Raw genomic sequence first — 17,634 nt, forward strand, 5'->3', positions numbered from 1 at the left:
CGGAGAGCCGGTCTCCCGGCCGACGATCGAGTCACCAGAACAACGGACGTACGAAGGAGCACCTCATGCTGATCGTCGCAAAGGAAGCCGACCTGCGACTCCCCGGAAGCCGTACGACGCGGTTCGAGGGCGAGGCGTACGGGTCAGGCATCTCGTTCTTCCACGTCGACAACGCGCCCGGGACGGGGCCCGACGCCCACGTCCACCCGTACTCCGAGACGTGGGTCGTCCTCGCAGGCGTCGCGCACATCCGCACCGCCGACGGAGAGACGCACGGCGAGGCCGGTGACGTCGTCGTCGTCGGCCCGCACACCCCGCACGCGTTCCGCGCGGTCGGACCTCAGACCCTGCGCATGCTGTGCATCCACGCCTCACCGCAGATCGACCAGGAGTTCCTCAGCACCGAGCGCGCCACCGCGCTCGCCGTCGTGTTCGACACGGAGTCGGCACGGTGAGCGCGGCGGTGAGGATCACGCCCGTCGCGCCGGTGGCGACGGCCGACCTGGAGCGCTATCGGTCCGACCTGTTGGGCTACTGCGCGTGGCGGCTCGGATCAGTGTCCGACGCCGACGATGCGGTCCAAGAGACGATGATCCGGGCCTGGCGTGGTCGAAGGACGTTCCAGGGACGTGCGTCGGTGCGGTCGTGGCTCTACCGCATCGCGACGAACGTGTGCCATGACTCCCTGGGGTCCCGTGCGCGCCTCCCGCGACCAGCGGACCTCGGCACGACGGAGGGGGCGGCGTTCACCATCGTCGACGTCCTCCCCGCGCCCGACCCGGCCGAGGTCGCGGCGGAGCACCAGGCCGTACGGGACGCGTTCACCACCGCCGTCCGTCACCTCCCACCGCGCCAGAGGGCGGTGCTCGTGCTTCGCGACGTGCTGCGCTGGCGGGCGGCGGAGGTGGCGGCGCTCCTCGCCACCACGGTCGCGTCGGTCAACAGCGCGTTGCAGCGAGCCCGACGGACACTGCGGGAGGTCGACGTCGACACGCCGCCCGCCCCGTACGCTCTGCTCGATCCAAGGGACGCGGTGCTGCTCGAGCAGTACGTCGCGGCTTTCGCGACGTACGACGTCGACACCCTCGTCGACCTGCTGCGCGCCGACGCGCTCACGCCCGCGCGTAGGTGAGGACGGCGCAGCCGTTGTCGAACGTGCTCACCTCCTCGAGCGCGAGCTGCGTCGGGCGGAAGTCCGTCGTGAACGCCGAGATGCCGGCGCCGGCGACGACCGGGTACTTCTTCACGACCAGCCGGTCGATCTCGTCCAGCAGCGCGCCCGCGAGCGCGCCGCCACCGGCCAGATAGATCCCGTACGGCGACTCCTCCGCCTTGAGCTCGCGCACGCGCGCCACGGGGTCTGCGGCCGTCACCTCCACCTTCGGATCCGGCGACTCGGTGAGCGTCCGGCTGAAGACGACCGTACGAAGGTGCGCGTACGGGTCGGTGATGCCGAGCTCCAGCGCCGGGTCGTACGTCCGGCGCCCCATGACGACCGTGTCGAACAGGCGGTTCGGCGCGTCGTCAGCGCCGATGGCCTGGCGGATGTGGGTGGGGAGCACCTCGGGATAGGTGGCGTTCATGTGCTGGGTGTGGTCCTCCGAGACCGGATAGAAGTCGACCTGGTCGTCGGGTCCGGCGATGAATCCGTCGAGGGTCAGGGCGATGTAGTAGGTCAGTTCTCGCATGCCGCCGACTCAACCACGACAGATGAAGTACGTCAAGCGTAGTTGTTATCTGCGTGCGAACACGGGAGGATGCTCCCCATGGTCAGCAACCCCGGACGCCGTACGGCCCTGCTCGACGCCGGCATCGAGGTGATCGCCCGCCTCGGCGCCCGCGGCCTCACCTTCCGCGCCGTCGACGAGGAGGCCGGAGTCCCCACGGGGACCACGTCGAACTACTTCGCCAACCGCGACGCGCTGCTGCGCGACCTCAGCGACTACGTGTTCGTCCGGCTCGCGCCCGACCCCGAGGAGGCCGCCGCGCGCCTGGCCGAGCCGCCGTCACGCGAGCTCGAGGTCGTGCTCATGCAGGACATCGTCGAGCGGGCGCGCGCCGACCGCGCAGGCTACCTCGCGATGTTCGAGCTCCGGCTCGAGGCGGCCCGTCGGCCGGAGCTGCAGGAGGCGTTCACCGCGCGCTACCGCGCCAACCTCGACGAGATCACCGCCGCCCACGTCGAGGGAGGCTTCCCTGGAGGCGCGACGACGGCGCTCCTCCTCTACCTCGCGATGAGCGGACTGCTCCTCGAGCACCTGACCTTGCCCGGAGTCATCGGCGTCGACGACACCGCGCTCCAGGCCCTCGTGCGCGATCTCGTCCTCACGGTGGTGCCGGAGTAGGACTCAGCCGCGGTGACGCGCATCCCTGGCAACGGCGTGCCGGCGCCAGGCGACCAGCGCGGCGATCGCCGCCAGCAGCGCGGCAAGACCCACCACCGTGAGGACCACGGGATCGATCGCCCTTCCGGCGGGGGCGTCGGCCACGACCTCGCGTGTCGGGTCCTGCCCCGGACCGGACGACGGCGTGCCAGGCGCCGCCGCCTGTGAGGCCGTCACACTGGGGGTCGGGCTCGGGGTGGGCGTCGGTGTCGGCGTCGTCTTCGTCGCGGTCGGTGACGGGGTCCGGGTGGGCGTCGCCTTGGGCGGACGCGGCGCGCTCGCCGGCTTCCGCGTGGTCGCCGTCGCCGTGGGTTTTGGACGAGACGTCGCGGTCGTTGTCGCCGACGGAGTCGGCGGAGCCGGACGCGCCCCCGACCCGTTCGGATAGTTCGCGAACACCTGGACGCCCCATGTCGTGCCACCCGACTCGATGAACGCCACCCCGATGTCGGTGTAGTCGCCGAGGATGTTGGCACGGTGACCGGACGAGTTCATCCAACCGGAGTGCATCTGGGCGGCGGTGCGATAGCCCTGCGCGACGTTCTCACCGACTCGGCGCCACCCGCTGGGGATCTCGTCAGCGACGTCGGGGTTGTGCGACAGGCTCCCGTTGGACGCCATCTGGTGCGCCCACCCGCGGGCCACGGCGTCGAGCGCGGCGTTGCGGGCGAGCGGGCTCGCGCCCTGCGCGGCGCGGGCGTCGTTGGCGAGGCTGGCGATCGTGTCGGCCGGTGCGGCCGAAGCGGGCGGCGCCGCCGCGAAGAGCATCGCGGTCGCCGCCACGAGCACGCCGGCGAGAGCAAGGACGGCGCTCTTCGGGGTCGCGGCGGTCGGGCGGCGGGGGCGTCCGTACGGTGCGATCACCCGGCGAGACTAGCGGTACGGTCACGAGATGGTCACGTCCGTCGCGGTGCTCTCCGACGTCCACGGTGTCCTCCCCGTGCTCGACGCGGTGCTGGCCGAGCCCGAGGTGGCGACGGCGGACCGGATCGTCGTCACGGGAGACCACGCGGCAGGACCGATGCCGGTCGACGTCCTCGACCGGCTCACGTCGCTCGGTGAGCGCTGCATCCTCGTACGAGGCAACGCCGATCGCGAGCTGATGGAGGTCGCACGCGGCGGCACCTCGTCGCACCCCGAGTCGCAGTGGGCAGGTCGTCAGCTGCGCCCGGACCAGGTGGAGCTGCTGGACGCGATGCCGCACCCCGTCACGCTCGACGTCGCGGGATTCGGCCCCGTCGTCTTCTGCCACGGGACGCCGCGCGACGACGACGAGGTGGTGCTCGTCGACACGCGGATGGCGCGCTGGGCGGAGGTCTTCGCCGACCTTCCCGACGAGGTACGCACAGTCGTGTGCGGGCACACCCACATGCCCTTCGTCCGGCTCGTGGACCGGCGCCTCGTCGTCAACCCGGGAAGCATCGGCATGCCGTACGGGCGCGTCGGCGGCGCATGGGCGCTGATGCGTGACGGGCAGGTCGCCCTGCGTCACACCGCCGTCGATGTCGATGCGGTGGTTGCGGAGATCGTGCGGCGCTCGACCTACCCGGAGCGGGCCGCGTGGGCCGACGAGTACGTCCGCTCGCGCAACGGCGATGCCGAGGCGATCGCCGCCTTCGGCCCGCGCGACGGTCGCTGACCGGAGCTCAGTCCTCGACGGTGATCCCGAGCGAGTCGGCGAGCAGCGGCGCGAGGAGCGAGAGCTGCAGCGGGGTGATGGTGACGCCGCGCAACGAGGAGACTCCGACGATCTCGCGCAGCTCGGCACCGCGCAGGTCGACGTGGGTGGACTTCGTGTGCTGCACGTCGAGCCGCGCGATCGTGCACCCGGCAAAGCTCACCCGCACGGCGGTCGCCTGCACCAGGTCGAGCTCGTCGATGACGCAGTCGGTGAAGACGACGTCGCGCAGCTGCGCCCCTCGAAGGTTGACGAACGACAGTTTGCAGCCGCTCACCCGTACGGACTCCCAGACGCCGTCGTAGAGGTCGGCCGACCCGATCCTTCCGCCCTCGATCCGTACGTCGCGCAGCGTCGCACGCGGTGCGCGTAGCACCGCGACGTTGACGCGCTCGAGCAGCGACTCCCGCACCTGGGCGCCCGAGAGGTTGGCGGAGTCGAGCGTGAGGCCAACGAAGGCGAGCCCGTCGAGGTTGGCCGAGGCGACGAGGTCGTCGACGCTGCCCTCGACGAGAGCATCCACGGCGAGCGTGTCGAGCTGAGGCGCTCGCGTCGTCGGTCGCTTCGGTCCCATGCGTGCTCCCTTCGGGCGGGCACCCCGCCGGTCGAGTCGCCACCGTACGACGGCCCACCGACAAGGGCTCACATCTCCCGGGCGGACGACCTTCTCCGCCACTACGGTCGGCGCATGGACAACCAGCTGCCAATCGGCTCCCTCGTCGACTCCGTGGACGGCGCCCCTGCAACGCTCGACCCGATGCGGTTCAACCGGCACACGTTCTGGTGTGGACAGAGCGGCTCAGGCAAGACGTACGCACTCGGGGTCGTCCTCGAACAGCTCCTCCTGCAGACCCAGCTCCCGCTGCTCGTGATGGACCCGAACGCCGACTTCGTGCGTCTCGGTGAGGTGCGCGACGACGTGGACGGCGACGCGGCGCAGAGGCTCACGGCGGTCCGCCCGAGGGTGTTCCGCCCGAGCGCGAACGGGGACGAGCGGCTCTGCGTGAAGTTCGTCGACCTGAGCCTGCGCTCTCGCGCTGCGATCCTCCGGCTCGACCCGCTGAAGGACGCCGAGGAGTACAACGTTCTCCTTCATCTCGAGTCGCAGTTCGGGCCGACGACGTTCGACCGTACGACCTTCCTGCGTCGACTCAGGGAATCGACGGACCCCGGCCTTCGCAAGCTCCTCATGCGTCTGGAGAACCTCGGTGTCCTCGATTGGGACGTGTGGGCGTGGGGAGGCGGATCGACTCAGGCCGTGATCGACGAGCGCCCGCGTGCGGCCGTGCTCGATCTCGGGGGCTTCAAGACGCCCGACGAGTCGAAGGTCGCCTCGCTCGCGATCCTCGACCACCTGTGGGCGACCCGCGAGAGCCGGCGACCGTTGCTCATCGTGATCGACGAGGCCCACAACCTCTGCCCGGCCGACCCTCTGCTCCCCGTCGAGGTCGCACTGACCGAGCGCATCGTCCAGATCGCGGCCGAGGGACGCAAGTATGGCCTGTGGTTGCTGCTGTCCACCCAACGTCCTTCAAAGATCCATCCGAACGCGCTCTCGCAGTGCGACAACCTCGCCCTCATGAAGATGACCTCCCCGCGTGACCTCGAAGAGCTCGGCCAGTACTTCGGCTACGCCCCGCACGAGCTGCTGACGCGCTCGGGCACGTTCGTCCAAGGGCAGGCGCTGTTCGCCGGCGGGTTCACGACGACAGCAGCCATCGTCCAGATGGCGCAACGCCTCACCCACGAGGGCGGCTCTGACGTTCGCGTGCCCCTGTGAGTGAGTGTGGTGGTGCTCCGCTCCGGCCTCGTCACGTCCGAGGGTCGAGGAGGTGGCGACGGCGCGTGCCGTCTTGTCGTGTCAGCGGTGCCGTGCGCGCCAGCGGGTGCTCGAACGGGTGCAGGTAGGCGCTGATGCGGGTGTGCTGGACCCGGTCGTGGTCCTCGATCGCCCGCCCGGCCGCGCCGGCGCCGCGACGGAACACGAACCCGCGCCGCCCGTCGGGCTCGACGTGCAACCTGCCGGAGTGGACCGCGTGGTGGCAACGTCCGCACAACCCGACGAGCTCGTCCAGATCAGTACGGCCGCCGCGTGACCACCACGTGGCGTGGTGGATCTCAGCGATCCGGTGCCGACACCCCGGCGCCGCGCAGATCCCCTCCTGACGGGCGATCACCGCGGTGCGCTGCCGGGTCGTCGCCAACCGCTGGGTGCGCCCGACGTTGAGGACGTCAGCCTGAGGCGTCGGCCCGCCCGTCACTCCGTCGACCAGGATCGGGGTCACGTCGGCGCCACAGGCCAGCTGCGCGAACAGCTGAGGCCCGATCGACCCGAACCCGACCAACCGTGGCGGCTCCCCACCCTGCCCGGCAAGCCACGTCGCATCAGCCATCAGGTGCAGCTGCGGGCGCACACCGCGGTCCGACGGCATCCCGTGCGCCAACGTCGCGTCGATCAGCTCACCGAACGCGTCGAGGCGTCGCTGCGCCGGAGTACGCACGTCGTCGGCGCCCCGCGGCGCCGACGCGGCACCCAGCCACGTCGCGAGCTTGGCGCCGTTGACCAGGTCGAAGAACCCCGCCACGTGGAACCCGTCGCCGCAGCGCGTCACCGACAGGTTGCGCCGCTCCATGCCGCGCTTGTAGGCCTCGTCCAACCGCTCGGGACGGGCCAGCTCGTCGATCCGCCGGATCGCCATGCGCACGTCCGCGGCACCCGCAACCCGCGCCAGCGGCAGGAGGATCTGCGCACTCGCCTCACGCATCTTCTCGACACCGAGAGTGGCGAGGCCCGCGGAGAACTCGTACGCGTGGTCCAGACGCACCTCGCCCCCGCGCACAGCCTCGCCAAGCTCGGGGATCAGCCGCATCGAACGACCCGCCGTGCGCCGCCGCTTGATCTCCGCATCACCCATCCGCAGCTCGCGCCGCGCCCACCCCAACGCCGACGAGGCCCCCTCCTCAGCACCTCCACCGGTCTCGTCCAGCTGGTCCAACGCGGCGGCCTTCAGCCCCTCCAGCCGGTCGATGCCCGCCTGCAACGCCCGCAGCAGCGCGCGGGTCTGCGTGCCGTCGGCCAGTGCCAACGGCTGCACGCACAACGCGTCGACCGCCTCGCTGAGCGCCTGCACTGCATCGGACTCGAACACACCTAAGACGCTAGGGGCTCCCGCCGACAGCGGCGTGGACCCATGACGCAGCGGTGGACGAGCCACGCCTGGGGATGAGCGTGGCGCGGATCAACGCCCGCTCTCGCTGAAGTGCTGGTAGTCCTTCAGCATGCGCCACTCGCCGCCCCAGCCCCACCCGATCGCGTCGAAGGCGCCGACGACGGGGCCGCCGGCGATGATCATCCCCGGCCGGACGTCCTTGCGATCGAGATAGGCGGACGCGAGCTCGGGCAGCACGACGTCACCCTTCACGTACGGGTTCTGGAACGGGTTGATGTCGATCGCCAGCCCGTACGCGTGCTCCGAGAAGGTGGTGGCCCCACGCGTGGGCCGGCACGCGAACGCGCCCGTGTTGTTGCCGTCGCCGGTCGGCGGCGCGTCCATCTCGGCGGCGCGGGTGATGCGCATCTCCTCGATCGGGAAGCGTGCCTCGTACATGCGCCGGAAGGCCTCCACCACGTCCTTGGCGACGCGGCCGTTCACGAGCAGCTCGCCGGTGTGGCGGGCGTCGTCGAAGCCCCAGAACGCCACTCTCACCCAGGCCAGGTCTCGCCGTCCGACCGGACAGCCGCGCTTCCAGGTCGACCGGGCGATGACACGCGCAGGGGCGGGATCCGTGATCTGGCTCGCGAAGCCGTCGCCCGGCAGCTGCGGCAGGGAGTCGGGCAGGGTGAACCGCCGGTTGCGCAGCTCGGGCGGCGTCGGCTGCACCTCGCCGAAGCCGGCCTCCGTACGAGGCAGCTCTCGGGTGCCGAGCCACGCGGGCGGCACGGTTCCAGGCTCAGGACTGGCGGCCGTCGCACTGGGCGTCGTCGTGGCCGGGGCCGACGGGCTCACCTCCGAGGTCGTCCCGCTGGTCTGCGGCGCCGGCGTCGCCTCACCCGGACTGTCGTCGCCTCCGCCGCCGCAGCCGCCGAGCAGGACCATCGCCAGCGCCACCGCGCCGATGCCACGGCGCCCGCGCTGCATGCCGGTACGAACCCCCATTCGTCGAGTCTAGGCAACCCAGATCCACAAAAAACATTGCACAAGACCTCTTGCACAAGCACCCTTGCGTATATAGCGTGACGATCATGAGCGACGACCGCGAGCACGGACCCGACGACGCCGCCTACCGCCGTACGATCACCGACGCCAAGGCGCTGTCAGCACTCGCCAACCCCTTCCGTGCGCGGATGCTCGATGCCCTCAGCGTGGACGGCCCGTCGACGGCCTCCGCGCTGGCGCAGCGCACCGGACAGGCGGTCGGCAGCGCGAGCCACCACCTCAAGGTCCTCCACGAGGCGGGACTCGTGGAGGAGGCGCCCGAGCTGGCTCGGGACCGCCGAGAGCGCTGGTGGCGCAAGGTGTCGCCCTCGCTTCGGTGGTCACGCAACGAGTTCGCGACGGACACCGCCGCCGTCGACGCCGCCAAGGTCGCGGAGTCCATGGAGCTCGACCGCCAGTCCGAGGCAGCCCGCATCTGGCTCGCCAACTCCGAGACGTCCGGCGACTGGGACGGTGCTGCCTTCGTCGCCCAGACGTGGCTGCGACTGACACCTGCCGAGCTGCGCGAGCTCGGCGAGGAGATGGTCGACCTCCTGACGCGCTGGCACCGGAGGGAGGTGCCGGACGACGGGGCCGAGCGCGAGCCCATCCTCGTCTTCTCCCGCGGGTTCCCCCACCAGCCCTAGCCAGCCCCACCTTCCGCCGCGCACACCTCCTCGCGAGGTGATGTCGGCCTGCCCTGAGGAGCTCAGGTTGACGCCATCCGACGACAGCAGCACACACGGGTCGGGATTCGGCTATCTCTGGCTCGGCCAGGGCGCGAGCCTCGTTGGAAACGCGACGAGCTCGTTCCTGATCCCGGTGCTCGCCGTCGTCCACCTGCAGGCCGGGCCGTTGTGGATGGGCCTCCTCACCGCGGCAGCGTGGCTTCCGTGGGTCGTCGTCGGGCTGGTGGCCGGTGCTCTCGTGGACGGCCACCCCCCGCGCGCGGTCATCGTCGTCGCCAACCTCGTCGCCGCCGCGGCGCTCCTCACCGTCCCTCTCGCGGGCTGGGCGGGCCACCTGACGCTCGGCCATCTGCTCGTGGTCGCACTGACGACCGGCACCGCGAGCCTGTTCTCACGCGCGGCCGGCATCAAGATCGTGCCGCTGGTGGTGCCACCGGAGCGACTCGAGCGGGCCAACGCCCGCCTGCTCGGCACCGAGTCGCTGACCCAGGTCGCCGGGCCGGGCATCGGCGGCCTCCTCGTCACGGTCGTCTCCGCCGCGACCGGTCTGCTCGTGGACGTCGCCGGGTTCTTGGTGTCCGTGGCGTGCATGCGAGGCGTACGGCCCCGCCAGGCTGCGCGCAGCGCGACGGCCGCGCCCGTGCGGCTGCGTACCCAGATCGCCGAGGGGATCACGGTCGTCAGGAGCGATCGCTACCTCGCGCCGTTCGTGCTCATCGGCAGCGTGTCCAACTTCGGACTCACAGGCCTCACCACGCTGCTCGTCATCTACCTGGTGAACGTCCTCGAGATCGACGCCTCGTACACCGGGCTCGTCATGATGCTCGGCAGCATCGGTGGTGTCCTCGGCGCACTCGTGGCCGTCCCGCTCGCCCACCGGCTCGGCACCGGTCGCGCGTCGACCGGCCTCCTCCTGCTGAGCGGACCCGCCGCGCTCCTCATCACACTCCCGACGTCGAGCCGCCACGTCTGGATCACCGTCACCGGGCTCGTCCTTGTCGGGGCCACCGTCGTGTCCGGCAACGTCATCCGCGGAGCGTGGCGGCAGCGCTACATCCCGGCCCGGCTGATCGGACGCGTCGTCACCACGAGCCAGGTGGTCATCTACGGCGCGATGCCACTGGCAGGCGTGACCGCAGGCCTCCTCGCGCATGAAGTCGGCACGCGGCCGACCATGCTCGCGATGGCCGGGGTGCACGCGCTCGCGTGCGTCGCGATCGTGCTCACCCCGATCGGTCGGCTCGCCGAGCTGCCGCCGCCGATGCGGGAGCCCGGGACACCCGGGACAGATGCACGGCCTCCTACTTTCGTCGCAGGCCGCTAGCCCGATGGCGGATGTCGCGACCGCGCCTGCCTCCGTACGGTCGGGTGCGTGAGCGTCGATGCCCCCACGACCACCCTCGGCTACACCCGCAACGACAAGATCGGCACCGCTGTCGTCTTCGGCGGCGCCGGGCTGGCGATCTTCCTCCTCGCCCCGCTGCTCGCGGCGTGGCTCGCCGACGTGCCGCTCGTCCCGTTCAGGGGTCCGCTCGAGTGGGTCGGCTCGTTCGACCAGCCGTGGGCGTGGGTGGCACGCCCGGCGGTCGGCCTGGTCGTCGGTCTCGTGCTTGCTGCCGTCGTCGTGGCCGACGCCTACCGGCTCGACGTGAGCGATGAGCAGATCGTGGTCCAGCACGGCGACGACCGGCGCACGATCGCGCACGCCCAGGTCGCCGCCGTCTACACCGACCGCAAGAAGGTGGTCATCGACGGCACCGACGGCCGGCGTCTCTTCGAGCAGGACGTCGAGGCCGGACGCGGCCGGGTGGCCGAGGCGTTCACTCGCCACGGCTACCCGTGGGAAGGGCTCTGAGCTGCGCCGCCGCGCTCAGTGGCGGTGCAACCGGCTCGACCCGACCAGCGGCGGCAGGTCGACGGGCGCGCGCCGCGCCAGGGCGGCCGGCACGTCGGGCCGTTGCGCCGTGAAGAGCCACGCGTCGAACAGCGCGTCGAGCTGCTGCCCCGACACCCGCTCGGCGTACGCGACGAACTGCGGGATCGTCACGTTGCCTCCCTTGTTCCGTGCCGCCCACCCCTGCAGGATCGCGAAGAAGTCGTCGTCGCCCACCGTGACCCGCAGCTGGTGCAGCGTCATCGCGCCGCGGTCGTACACGGCACCGGCGAACAGGTCGTCCGGCCCGGGGTCACCGATCACGATGTCCCAGAACGAGTCGTCGGCCGGGTGCGAGCCGTACGTCGCGTCGAAGATCTCCTGCGCGGTCGCGACACCCTGGCTCTCCCACCACAGCCACTCCGCGTACGAGGCGAAGCCCTCGTTGAGCCAGATGTCGCTCCACCTGTACAGCGCGAGGCTGTCGCCGTACCACTGGTGCGCGAGCTCGTGCACAATCACGCCTTCGGCGGTCTCGTCGGAGCCGCTGAACCACTCCTGCGCATAGATCGGGCGCGTCTGGTTCTCGAGCGCGAACCCGAGCCCCGGGTGAGCGTCGACGAGACCGCCCGATGCCGAGAAGGGGTACGGGCCGAAGCTCGCCTGCAGGAAGTCGAGGACCTGCGGGTGCTTCGCGAAGTTCGCCTCCGCCTTCTCGCCCAGTGTCGGCGGCCCGTCGGCGGGCGTGCCCGCGATCCAGTCGTTCGGGTTCGGCTCGCTCCCTGCCGGTGCACCGGTGACCGCCCAGCCGTCGAAGGTGTCGCCGTCGTCCTCGAACGACGTGCTCCCGACACCGGTGGGCGTCGTGACGTCGTCGACGAACACGCCCATCCCCTGGAAGACGTCGTCGCTCGCGTAGGTGATCGCGACCTCGACCGACCCGCCGGCCCACGCCCCTAGGTCGACGCGCCACTGCTCGTAGCCGTCCGAGCTGCCGGTCGCCGCGTTCCACGTCCCGGTCGTGCCCGTCGGCGCGCACGTGTCGTCGGGCTGCACGCTCTGGTAGTGCCCGAGGAACGGGTGCAGGCTCAGCCAGAACGGGCAGGCGTCGCCGACGCTCGTGCTCGTCGCCCCACCGAGATCCGCCAGCGTCGTCCAGTCGTCCTGCCCCGGCGTCCGAGCCTCGACGAACACGAAGTCCCAGTCGGTCTCCGTGTCGCGGTCCACCCAGAAGCCCAGCTCTCCACCGCCGGCGGGCACCTCGACCGTGCGGCTCAAGCGCTTGTACGAGGCAGCCTCGCCGGCGACCTGCGAGATGGCGTACTGGTCGCCCGTGCGCGTCGGCGCCGGCTCGTACAGCTGCGGGTCGATCGCCTCGACCATCCGGATGCCGTCGTACCGGTAGTCCTTGAGCGCGAACTCACCCATCGTCGCCGTCGTGAGGTACGAGGCCATCGGCTCGCGCGCCTCCCACGCCCACGTGGTCCAGCCCTTGTGCGTACGGTGGCCGCGCGGGACGCCGTTCGCGACAGCCTCGAGGCCCTGCGGCACGGTGACGCGGAACGAGTACGAGGCCTTGTCGCTCGGGTGGTCGTTGACCGGATACCAGGTGGCGGCGACGTGCGGCTGACCGACGATGAGCGCGCCGTCGTTCGTGTGGATGAAGCCCGACCCGTCCTCCAGGGTGGCGGGCACGCCCCCGTAGGTGACCTCGGTCGTGAAGGTGCTGCGTTTGCGCAATCCGCGCGACGGGATCACGGTGAGCTCGCCGTCGACGTGCCTCCAGCCGGCGCGCCTGCCGTTCACCTTCACCGCGCTCACGGTCAGACCATCGAGGTCGAGGTTGAACCGCGACAGGTTCTGCGTGGCCCGTGCACGGATGCGCGCGGTGCCGGTGAGGCGGTCGGTAGCGGGGTCGTAGCGGACGTCCAGCCCGTAGTGCTGCGCGTCGTACCCGCCGTTGCCGTCGGTCGGGAAGTACGGGTCACCGATGCCGACAGCGCCCGGCGTGAAGTGAGGGCGCGGACCCGGGCGGGCCTGCGCCGGTGCCGCGAGCAGGGCGGCGCCGAGAGCCAGGCCGGAGAGCGTGGAGACGAGGACGAGCGCATGACGACGCATGGGGAACCTCCAGAGGATCCAGGTCGTCTCTCACTGTGCGCCTGGTGTCCGGTGGCGGCAACCGGTGGCGCGCTGGCGCGAGGGTGCTCAGCCGTCGCGCCGCCGGTCGCGCCATGCGCCGGTCGCCCACAGCGCCCAGAGCACGAGCAGCGGCTGGAAGAGCAGGCGGATCGCCCGAGCACGGTCGTCGTTCAGCCCGAACGCGTCGGTGTGCGTCACGTACTGCGAGATGTTGCCGGGGAAGATCGCGACGAAGAATGCTGCCGTGAGCCAGCCGACGGCGACGCGCTTGCCGGGCAGACCGATCAGCGCACCACCGAGCCCGATCTCGACGAACCCGGAGGCGAGGACGACGGTGTCGCCGTCGAGCGGCACCCAGTCCGGCACCTGCGCGAGGAACTCCTGACGCGCGAACGTCAGGTGGCTGATGCCGGCGAAGAGAAGGAACGAACCGAGCGCGAGGCGCCCGATCGTACGTGGCGCGGAGAGCGACCTCGTCGCGGATGCGTCGTCGGACATGAGACCTCTGTTCGCCGGAGGGGTGTCGCCGCCCAGCCTAGGGGCAGAGTCGCACCAGCAGCGCTGCACACTCGCGGCGCAGGGTCTCGAGCGCTTCGAGGTCGCCGGCGAGGAAGTCGATCAGCGAGCGCAAGAAGAGCCCGTCGTAGAGCGCGTACGCCACCGGCGAGGTGATGGTCGGCGGGCTGTCGGCAAGGTCGGCGTATCGCTCGACCACCCGCCAGATCATCTGCTCCAGCAGCAGGTCGATCTCCTTGATGACGCCCACGAGCTCGGCGGTGAACATGCTCTGGTTGCGCAGGTCGTACCACATGCGGTGGAGCGTGCTCTCGTCTCGCAGCGTCTCGGCCATCGCCTCGGCGAAGCCGTCGCGCAGCTCGACGGACGTGGTCGCCGTCTCGAGGATCTCGTCGTACTGCTTGACGCAGTCCTGCTTGTACTGGCGGATGCAGTGCTGCATCAGGTCGAGCTTGTCGCTGAAGTAGTAGTGCACGACGCCGTGCGAGAAGTCGGAGTTCTGGGCGATGTCCCTCAGCCCGGTGTGGGCGTATCCGTTCGCCGCGAGCGTCACCAGGGCGGAGTCGGCGATCTCGGCCCGGCGGCGCTCGAACTTGTCGACCGCGGCGCGCTCGGCGCGTGCGCGCTGTCGACTCCTCGGACCCTCGGTGATGCCCATCTCGTCCATCGTACGGCCGGAAGAAGGGCCAGCCCGGTACTTTTCTGGACGAATGCCTACAAAAATCTTGTCAGTCGTCAAGATTTCTGGTCTGCTAAGAGCGTCATCGGTTCGCGGCCTGTGACAGAGGGGCTCGGCGTCGGCGGGGGCGGCACCGAGCCCCTCTTGCAACGCGCGGGCCAAGTGCTCCGCAGCAGGCCATTCTCGGGTGAGACGACACCATCGAGACGGGCTATCGCGTCGTGACGCCCGGATACCCGGGCTTCGAGATCGAGGTCGAGGCGCTCCGCGAGAACCCCGACGTGATCGCGAACCTCACCGTCCCCGAGACCCGGGCACCAGGAGACGTGGGTCGACCACGACAACGACGACCGCGCACCGCTGCTGTTTATCGCTGGCGGCAAGGGCCGCGGGCTGAGGCGCTGGCGAGCACCGGCCCGGGCTCGCTCAGGCGGGCGAGAGCCGACCCGCGAGCGCGCTCTCGTCCGCGACGAACCAGGTCTGGGTCCCACGGTTCGCCTCGCGGACGAAGTCGCGGAACGCGTCGCTCCCCGCGACGTGCCCTGCGACGTCGCCGACCACCGCGAGCCGCAGCCGGTAGTTGACGAGCTTCTGCGTCACCTCGCCGAGAAGACCCGACCGGAGGCGGAAGAACTCCGGGGACAGGCGTGCGACCGGCACCGCGATCAGCTGTGCCTCGCACCCGAACGCGTCGCCCACGAGATCCAGCGCGTCCTGCTCGCTGGAGATTGCCGGCCCCTCGGCGTCGACGAGGAGGACGCGGACATCGCCGTACTCTGTGGTGCGCATGCCCAGACCGTACGGGCGCAGCGGCGGGCCGTCGAACGGATTCCGTGGCGCGAAACGCGAGTCAGCCGCGGTCCTGCCAGGTGCAGAGGCAGACCTTGTTGCCCTCCGGATCGGCGAGGACCCAGAAGCTCGGCGCCTCCGCCTCGCTCACGAGCGTGCCACCGGCGGCAACCGCGGCGTCGATCCTCGGCCGCACCTGCGAGGGCTCGACCCACACATCGAGGTGCCAACGCTGTCTCGGCTCCTCGCCGCCGGACGGCTGGAACCAGATCGTCGGCAGCGCACCGTACGGGTCGATCACCTCGTCATCCACCTCCGACGACGACGCATCCTCCATCGCGAGCGCGGCACGCCAGAACGGCAGCACTCCCTCGTACGCAGGGGTGTCGAGCCCGAGCTCCAGCCGCGAGACGGTCGCACACTCCATGATGATGTCGGCGCCCGCGGCGGCGTCGGCGACGAGCCCGCTGATCGTGCGCGCGAGACCGACGTCGCGCTCGGTGATGCCGCCGGCGTCGTGACTCGTGAGCCGGACATCGACGTGGGTGTAGCGCAGGTCGACGTCGGGATGGTGGCCCATCTCCTCGGCCGCAGCACCGATCGCGTTGACGAGCGCCAGGCCCGTCGCGAAGTCGGGCGTACGGATGCGTGTCTGGAGGCCGCCGATCAGGTTCGCCCACCCGTCGAGTCGCTCGTCGGCGATCTGCGGGCCGGTCAGTCTCTGCGTGCTCATCGGTCCATGCTCGCGCGACGGTGGCGCGCTGTCACTCCTCGCAGACCTGTCGACTTTACGACCGATCGGTCGTAAAGTTGCGTGCATGACACTCACCAACGACAAGACGCCTGCCCTGGACGAGCCGTCGTACGGGGTCGTGGTCCCCGTCCGCGTCTATCTCGACGACCTCGACGGGTTCGGGATGCTCAACCACGTCGAGTACGCGCGGCTGTTCGACCACGCGGTCATCGACTTCTGGACCGACGCGGGCTGGGTGCTCGACCCGACCTCGTCGGTGCAGGTGATCCGCGAGGTCCACCTCACCTTCCACCAGCCGATCACGGCGATCGGCGACGTCGCCGTGCACCTGTGGGTCGACCAGGCGGGGCGCACGAGCGTGAACTACCGGTTCCGGATCACCTCTGCCGACCGCGCCATCCTGCACGCGGAGGGCTCGCGCCGTCTCGTCAACCTCGACCCGGCGACATTGCGGCCGACGCCGCTGACCGACGAGCAGTGGACCTACGCGGCGCCGCTGCTCGCCGACCACGTGGAGCGGCCGGCTGTCTGAGTGCTCGTACGGTCAGGCGAGTGCGGCGATCGCGGCGAGGGCGCACGCCAGGGCGAGGTCGAGCTCGGCCTCGGAGTCGAAGAGGACCGACCGCGTGATGCCCGCGGCGAGGAACGCATCAAGCTGGAACGCGACCGTACGCCCGTCACCTCCCGCCGCGACCGCATCGACCGCGAGCAGATCCAGCCACTCCTGCTTGAGGGCACGGACGGCGTCGGCGATCGGCCCTTCCTGCGCCCCGAACTCCGACGACGAGGTCACCAGGAAACAACCGCCAGGGAACACCCGCCTGCGCGCGTACGCGGCCCAGCTCTCGACCAGCGCACGCAGACGCGGTGCGCCCGGCTCCGTCGACCAGACCGGGGCGACGACCTCGGCGATGACCACCCGGCGGGCCTCTGCGATCGCCGCGAGCTGGATCGCCTCGCGGTTCGCGAAGACGGTGAGGATGCCGCTCTTGCTCACGCCGGTGGCCGCGGCGAGCCCTCCGACCGACAGGGAGTCGAGCCCGTGCAGCGTCGCGACGTCGGCGGCCTCGCGGGCCACCTTGCGCCGCGTCGCGTCGCCGCGCGCGCGCCGTCCGTCGGTCGTGGTGCTCATGGGTCGAGTCTAGGTTCGACTGCGCCGCCGCAGGAGCAGCAGCGCATTGACGGCCACGATCGCGATGGCCGCGACAACCGCCGTGGCGACCAGCGCGCCTGACGTGTCCCGTACGGCCACGACCACTCCGACGAGCGCCCACACCAGCGCCGCCGCATAAGCGATCGAGCCGCCGATCAGCGCGCTGAAGCCCACGGCGACCAGGGCGACGAGGGCGAGGGCCCACACCTGCCAACTGGTCTCCATCCCGTCGAAGTCACCGTCGGCCACGAGCGCCGTGCAGACGTTGAGGCCCCCGGCGGCGGTCACCCACCCCGCGTACAGACCCGTCGTCGCCCGCGCCAATCGCGTCAGCCACGTCGGCGCCTCGGTGTCGGGAGTACGGGCGGCGGCCACGTGCGCCGCATCGACGGCGATCACGACCATCACAAGGAGGATCACGGCGGTGATCCACGACCACTCGAAGGCCGAGGCGACGATCCAGAGCGACGCGCCCAGATACAGCAGAGCCAGGTCACCGAGGAGGCGGCCAGACGCCACGGTGCCGGTCGCACGCTTCACGAGCACGGCGATCGCGTAGGCGATCGTCAGGAGATAGACGAGGCTCCAGATCGAGAACGTGTAGCCCGAGGGCGTGATCAGCAGGTCGTCGCCCTGGCTGCTCGGTGGAGCGCCGAGGTCGCCGAGCGCCTGCACCGCCGGGGTCACCACCTGGACGATCGCCGCGACGAGCACCACCCAGGCAAGCGCGCGTGAGGGTCGGGTCGGCGTGCTCGTGGTCGGTGAAGTCGTCATCCCGTGCCAC

The 17,634-nt window shown here is 70.8% G+C and carries 21 protein-coding genes; 9 read left to right on the top strand and 12 right to left on the bottom strand.

The window, feature by feature from the left end; genetic code table 11:
- Positions 1 to 65: 65 nt before the first annotated feature.
- Both HCT63_RS00715 and HCT63_RS00720 read left to right on the top strand, forming a co-directional pair.
- A complete protein-coding gene (locus HCT63_RS00715) occupies positions 66 to 455 on the top strand; it encodes a cupin domain-containing protein (RefSeq protein ID WP_167000612.1) in 390 nt (129 codons plus the stop codon).
- Positions 456 to 463: 8 nt separating this feature from the next.
- Positions 464 to 1,132 carry a sigma-70 family RNA polymerase sigma factor gene (locus HCT63_RS00720; RefSeq protein ID WP_208322208.1) on the top strand — a complete coding sequence of 223 codons (669 nt, stop codon included), beginning with the start codon at positions 464 to 466 and terminating at the stop codon, positions 1,130 to 1,132.
- Here HCT63_RS00720 and HCT63_RS00725 read toward each other — a convergent pair.
- A complete protein-coding gene (locus tag HCT63_RS00725) occupies positions 1,113 to 1,688 on the bottom strand; it encodes a dihydrofolate reductase family protein (protein WP_167000615.1) in 576 nt (191 codons plus the stop codon). The two genes, HCT63_RS00720 and HCT63_RS00725, sit on opposite strands and share 20 nt — an antisense overlap.
- A 78-nt stretch (positions 1,689 to 1,766) precedes the next feature.
- Between HCT63_RS00725 and HCT63_RS00730 the strand changes: the two genes are divergently transcribed.
- Complete coding sequence (locus tag HCT63_RS00730) at positions 1,767 to 2,345, top strand: TetR/AcrR family transcriptional regulator (RefSeq protein WP_167000617.1); 579 nt, start codon at positions 1,767 to 1,769, stop codon at positions 2,343 to 2,345.
- 3 nt (positions 2,346 to 2,348) lie between these two features.
- Here HCT63_RS00730 and HCT63_RS00735 read toward each other — a convergent pair whose 3' ends face one another.
- A complete protein-coding gene (locus HCT63_RS00735; RefSeq protein ID WP_167000619.1) occupies positions 2,349 to 3,248 on the bottom strand; it encodes a CAP domain-containing protein in 900 nt (299 codons plus the stop codon).
- 28 nt (positions 3,249 to 3,276) lie between these two features.
- On the opposite strand from HCT63_RS00735, the gene HCT63_RS00740 reads away from it, so the two are divergent.
- On the top strand, positions 3,277 to 4,023 hold the full coding sequence (locus HCT63_RS00740) for a metallophosphoesterase family protein (RefSeq protein ID WP_167000621.1): 747 nt from the start codon (positions 3,277 to 3,279) through the stop codon (positions 4,021 to 4,023).
- A gap of 7 nt (positions 4,024 to 4,030) precedes the next feature.
- Here the strand turns inward: HCT63_RS00740 and HCT63_RS00745 are convergent, their stop codons facing one another.
- A complete protein-coding gene (locus tag HCT63_RS00745) occupies positions 4,031 to 4,636 on the bottom strand; it encodes a pentapeptide repeat-containing protein (protein WP_167000623.1) in 606 nt (201 codons plus the stop codon).
- A 114-nt stretch (positions 4,637 to 4,750) separates the two neighbouring features.
- Here HCT63_RS00745 and HCT63_RS00750 point away from each other — a divergent pair, with 114 nt between their 5' ends.
- Positions 4,751 to 5,842: an ATP-binding protein gene (locus HCT63_RS00750; protein ID WP_167000625.1), complete on the top strand. Its 1,092-nt coding sequence runs from the start codon at positions 4,751 to 4,753 to the stop codon at positions 5,840 to 5,842.
- A 31-nt stretch (positions 5,843 to 5,873) separates the two neighbouring features.
- On the opposite strand, the gene HCT63_RS00755 is transcribed toward HCT63_RS00750, so the two are convergent.
- Together HCT63_RS00755 and HCT63_RS00760 are read right to left on the bottom strand one after the other, a co-directional pair.
- The gene (locus HCT63_RS00755) at positions 5,874 to 7,211 is read right to left on the bottom strand and encodes an HNH endonuclease signature motif containing protein (RefSeq protein ID WP_167000627.1); all 1,338 of its coding nucleotides are present in this window, start codon (positions 7,209 to 7,211) and stop codon (positions 5,874 to 5,876) included.
- Between the two features lie 90 nt (positions 7,212 to 7,301).
- A complete protein-coding gene (locus tag HCT63_RS00760) occupies positions 7,302 to 8,219 on the bottom strand; it encodes a M15 family metallopeptidase (protein ID WP_243842828.1) in 918 nt (305 codons plus the stop codon).
- 86 nt (positions 8,220 to 8,305) lie between these two features.
- Here HCT63_RS00760 and HCT63_RS00765 point away from each other — a divergent pair, with 86 nt between their 5' ends.
- The 3 genes from HCT63_RS00765 to HCT63_RS00775 all read left to right on the top strand — a co-directional run bounded on the left by HCT63_RS00765 (position 8,306) and on the right by HCT63_RS00775 (position 10,802).
- Entirely contained in the window at positions 8,306 to 8,905 is a 600-nt protein-coding gene (locus HCT63_RS00765; RefSeq protein ID WP_167000629.1) for a helix-turn-helix domain-containing protein, read from the top strand.
- A gap of 67 nt (positions 8,906 to 8,972) precedes the next feature.
- On the top strand, positions 8,973 to 10,271 hold the full coding sequence (locus tag HCT63_RS00770) for an MFS transporter (protein WP_167000631.1): 1,299 nt from the start codon (positions 8,973 to 8,975) through the stop codon (positions 10,269 to 10,271).
- Positions 10,272 to 10,319: 48 nt separating this feature from the next.
- Positions 10,320 to 10,802 carry a hypothetical protein gene (locus tag HCT63_RS00775; RefSeq protein ID WP_167000633.1) on the top strand — a complete coding sequence of 161 codons (483 nt, stop codon included), beginning with the start codon at positions 10,320 to 10,322 and terminating at the stop codon, positions 10,800 to 10,802.
- Between the two features lie 15 nt (positions 10,803 to 10,817).
- Here HCT63_RS00775 and HCT63_RS00780 read toward each other — a convergent pair whose 3' ends face one another.
- From HCT63_RS00780 to HCT63_RS00800, 5 genes are all read right to left on the bottom strand, one after another.
- The gene (locus tag HCT63_RS00780) at positions 10,818 to 12,938 is read right to left on the bottom strand and encodes a M1 family metallopeptidase (protein ID WP_167000634.1); all 2,121 of its coding nucleotides are present in this window, start codon (positions 12,936 to 12,938) and stop codon (positions 10,818 to 10,820) included.
- 87 nt (positions 12,939 to 13,025) lie between these two features.
- Positions 13,026 to 13,457 carry a hypothetical protein gene (locus tag HCT63_RS00785; RefSeq protein ID WP_167000635.1) on the bottom strand — a complete coding sequence of 144 codons (432 nt, stop codon included), beginning with the start codon at positions 13,455 to 13,457 and terminating at the stop codon, positions 13,026 to 13,028.
- A 37-nt stretch (positions 13,458 to 13,494) separates the two neighbouring features.
- Positions 13,495 to 14,133: a TetR/AcrR family transcriptional regulator gene (locus HCT63_RS00790; protein WP_167000636.1), complete on the bottom strand. Its 639-nt coding sequence runs from the start codon at positions 14,131 to 14,133 to the stop codon at positions 13,495 to 13,497.
- Positions 14,134 to 14,580: 447 nt separating this feature from the next.
- Entirely contained in the window at positions 14,581 to 14,943 is a 363-nt protein-coding gene (locus HCT63_RS00795; protein WP_167000637.1) for a DUF4180 domain-containing protein, read from the bottom strand.
- Between the two features lie 61 nt (positions 14,944 to 15,004).
- Positions 15,005 to 15,676, bottom strand: coding sequence for a 4a-hydroxytetrahydrobiopterin dehydratase (locus HCT63_RS00800; RefSeq protein ID WP_167000638.1), 672 nt, complete (start codon positions 15,674 to 15,676; stop codon positions 15,005 to 15,007).
- A gap of 85 nt (positions 15,677 to 15,761) precedes the next feature.
- Here HCT63_RS00800 and HCT63_RS00805 point away from each other — a divergent pair, with 85 nt between their 5' ends.
- On the top strand, positions 15,762 to 16,229 hold the full coding sequence (locus HCT63_RS00805) for a thioesterase family protein (protein ID WP_167000639.1): 468 nt from the start codon (positions 15,762 to 15,764) through the stop codon (positions 16,227 to 16,229).
- A gap of 12 nt (positions 16,230 to 16,241) precedes the next feature.
- Here HCT63_RS00805 and HCT63_RS00810 read toward each other — a convergent pair whose 3' ends face one another.
- Both HCT63_RS00810 and HCT63_RS00815 read right to left on the bottom strand, forming a co-directional pair.
- Entirely contained in the window at positions 16,242 to 16,829 is a 588-nt protein-coding gene (locus tag HCT63_RS00810; RefSeq protein WP_167000640.1) for a TetR/AcrR family transcriptional regulator, read from the bottom strand.
- Between the two features lie 9 nt (positions 16,830 to 16,838).
- Entirely contained in the window at positions 16,839 to 17,624 is a 786-nt protein-coding gene (locus tag HCT63_RS00815; protein ID WP_167000641.1) for an MFS transporter, read from the bottom strand.
- Positions 17,625 to 17,634: the final 10 nt, after the last annotated feature.

The sequence above is a fragment of the Mumia sp. ZJ430 genome (genome assembly GCF_011751845.1).
GTDB lineage: Bacteria > Actinomycetota > Actinomycetes > Propionibacteriales > Nocardioidaceae > Mumia.

What these genes read in the sequence shown, in the direction of transcription:
- HCT63_RS00790 (WP_167000636.1), bottom strand. Translation starts at nt 14,133, where the DNA reads ATGGGCATCACCGAGGGTCCGAGGAGTCGACAGCGCGCACGCGCCGAG.
- HCT63_RS00740 (WP_167000621.1), top strand. Translation starts at nt 3,277, where the DNA reads ATGGTCACGTCCGTCGCGGTGCTCTCCGACGTCCACGGTGTCCTCCCC.
- HCT63_RS00805 (WP_167000639.1), top strand. Translation starts at nt 15,762, where the DNA reads ATGACACTCACCAACGACAAGACGCCTGCCCTGGACGAGCCGTCGTAC.
- HCT63_RS00760 (WP_243842828.1), bottom strand. Translation starts at nt 8,219, where the DNA reads ATGGGGGTTCGTACCGGCATGCAGCGCGGGCGCCGTGGCATCGGCGCG.
- HCT63_RS00725 (WP_167000615.1), bottom strand. Translation starts at nt 1,688, where the DNA reads ATGCGAGAACTGACCTACTACATCGCCCTGACCCTCGACGGATTCATC.
- HCT63_RS00745 (WP_167000623.1), bottom strand. Translation starts at nt 4,636, where the DNA reads ATGGGACCGAAGCGACCGACGACGCGAGCGCCTCAGCTCGACACGCTC.
- HCT63_RS00785 (WP_167000635.1), bottom strand. Translation starts at nt 13,457, where the DNA reads ATGTCCGACGACGCATCCGCGACGAGGTCGCTCTCCGCGCCACGTACG.
- HCT63_RS00795 (WP_167000637.1), bottom strand. Translation starts at nt 14,943, where the DNA reads ATGCGCACCACAGAGTACGGCGATGTCCGCGTCCTCCTCGTCGACGCC.
- HCT63_RS00730 (WP_167000617.1), top strand. Translation starts at nt 1,767, where the DNA reads ATGGTCAGCAACCCCGGACGCCGTACGGCCCTGCTCGACGCCGGCATC.
- HCT63_RS00815 (WP_167000641.1), bottom strand. Translation starts at nt 17,624, where the DNA reads ATGACGACTTCACCGACCACGAGCACGCCGACCCGACCCTCACGCGCG.
- HCT63_RS00800 (WP_167000638.1), bottom strand. Translation starts at nt 15,676, where the DNA reads ATGAGCACGCAGAGACTGACCGGCCCGCAGATCGCCGACGAGCGACTC.
- HCT63_RS00765 (WP_167000629.1), top strand. Translation starts at nt 8,306, where the DNA reads ATGAGCGACGACCGCGAGCACGGACCCGACGACGCCGCCTACCGCCGT.
- HCT63_RS00780 (WP_167000634.1), bottom strand. Translation starts at nt 12,938, where the DNA reads ATGCGTCGTCATGCGCTCGTCCTCGTCTCCACGCTCTCCGGCCTGGCT.
- HCT63_RS00810 (WP_167000640.1), bottom strand. Translation starts at nt 16,829, where the DNA reads ATGAGCACCACGACCGACGGACGGCGCGCGCGCGGCGACGCGACGCGG.
- HCT63_RS00715 (WP_167000612.1), top strand. Translation starts at nt 66, where the DNA reads ATGCTGATCGTCGCAAAGGAAGCCGACCTGCGACTCCCCGGAAGCCGT.
- HCT63_RS00750 (WP_167000625.1), top strand. Translation starts at nt 4,751, where the DNA reads ATGGACAACCAGCTGCCAATCGGCTCCCTCGTCGACTCCGTGGACGGC.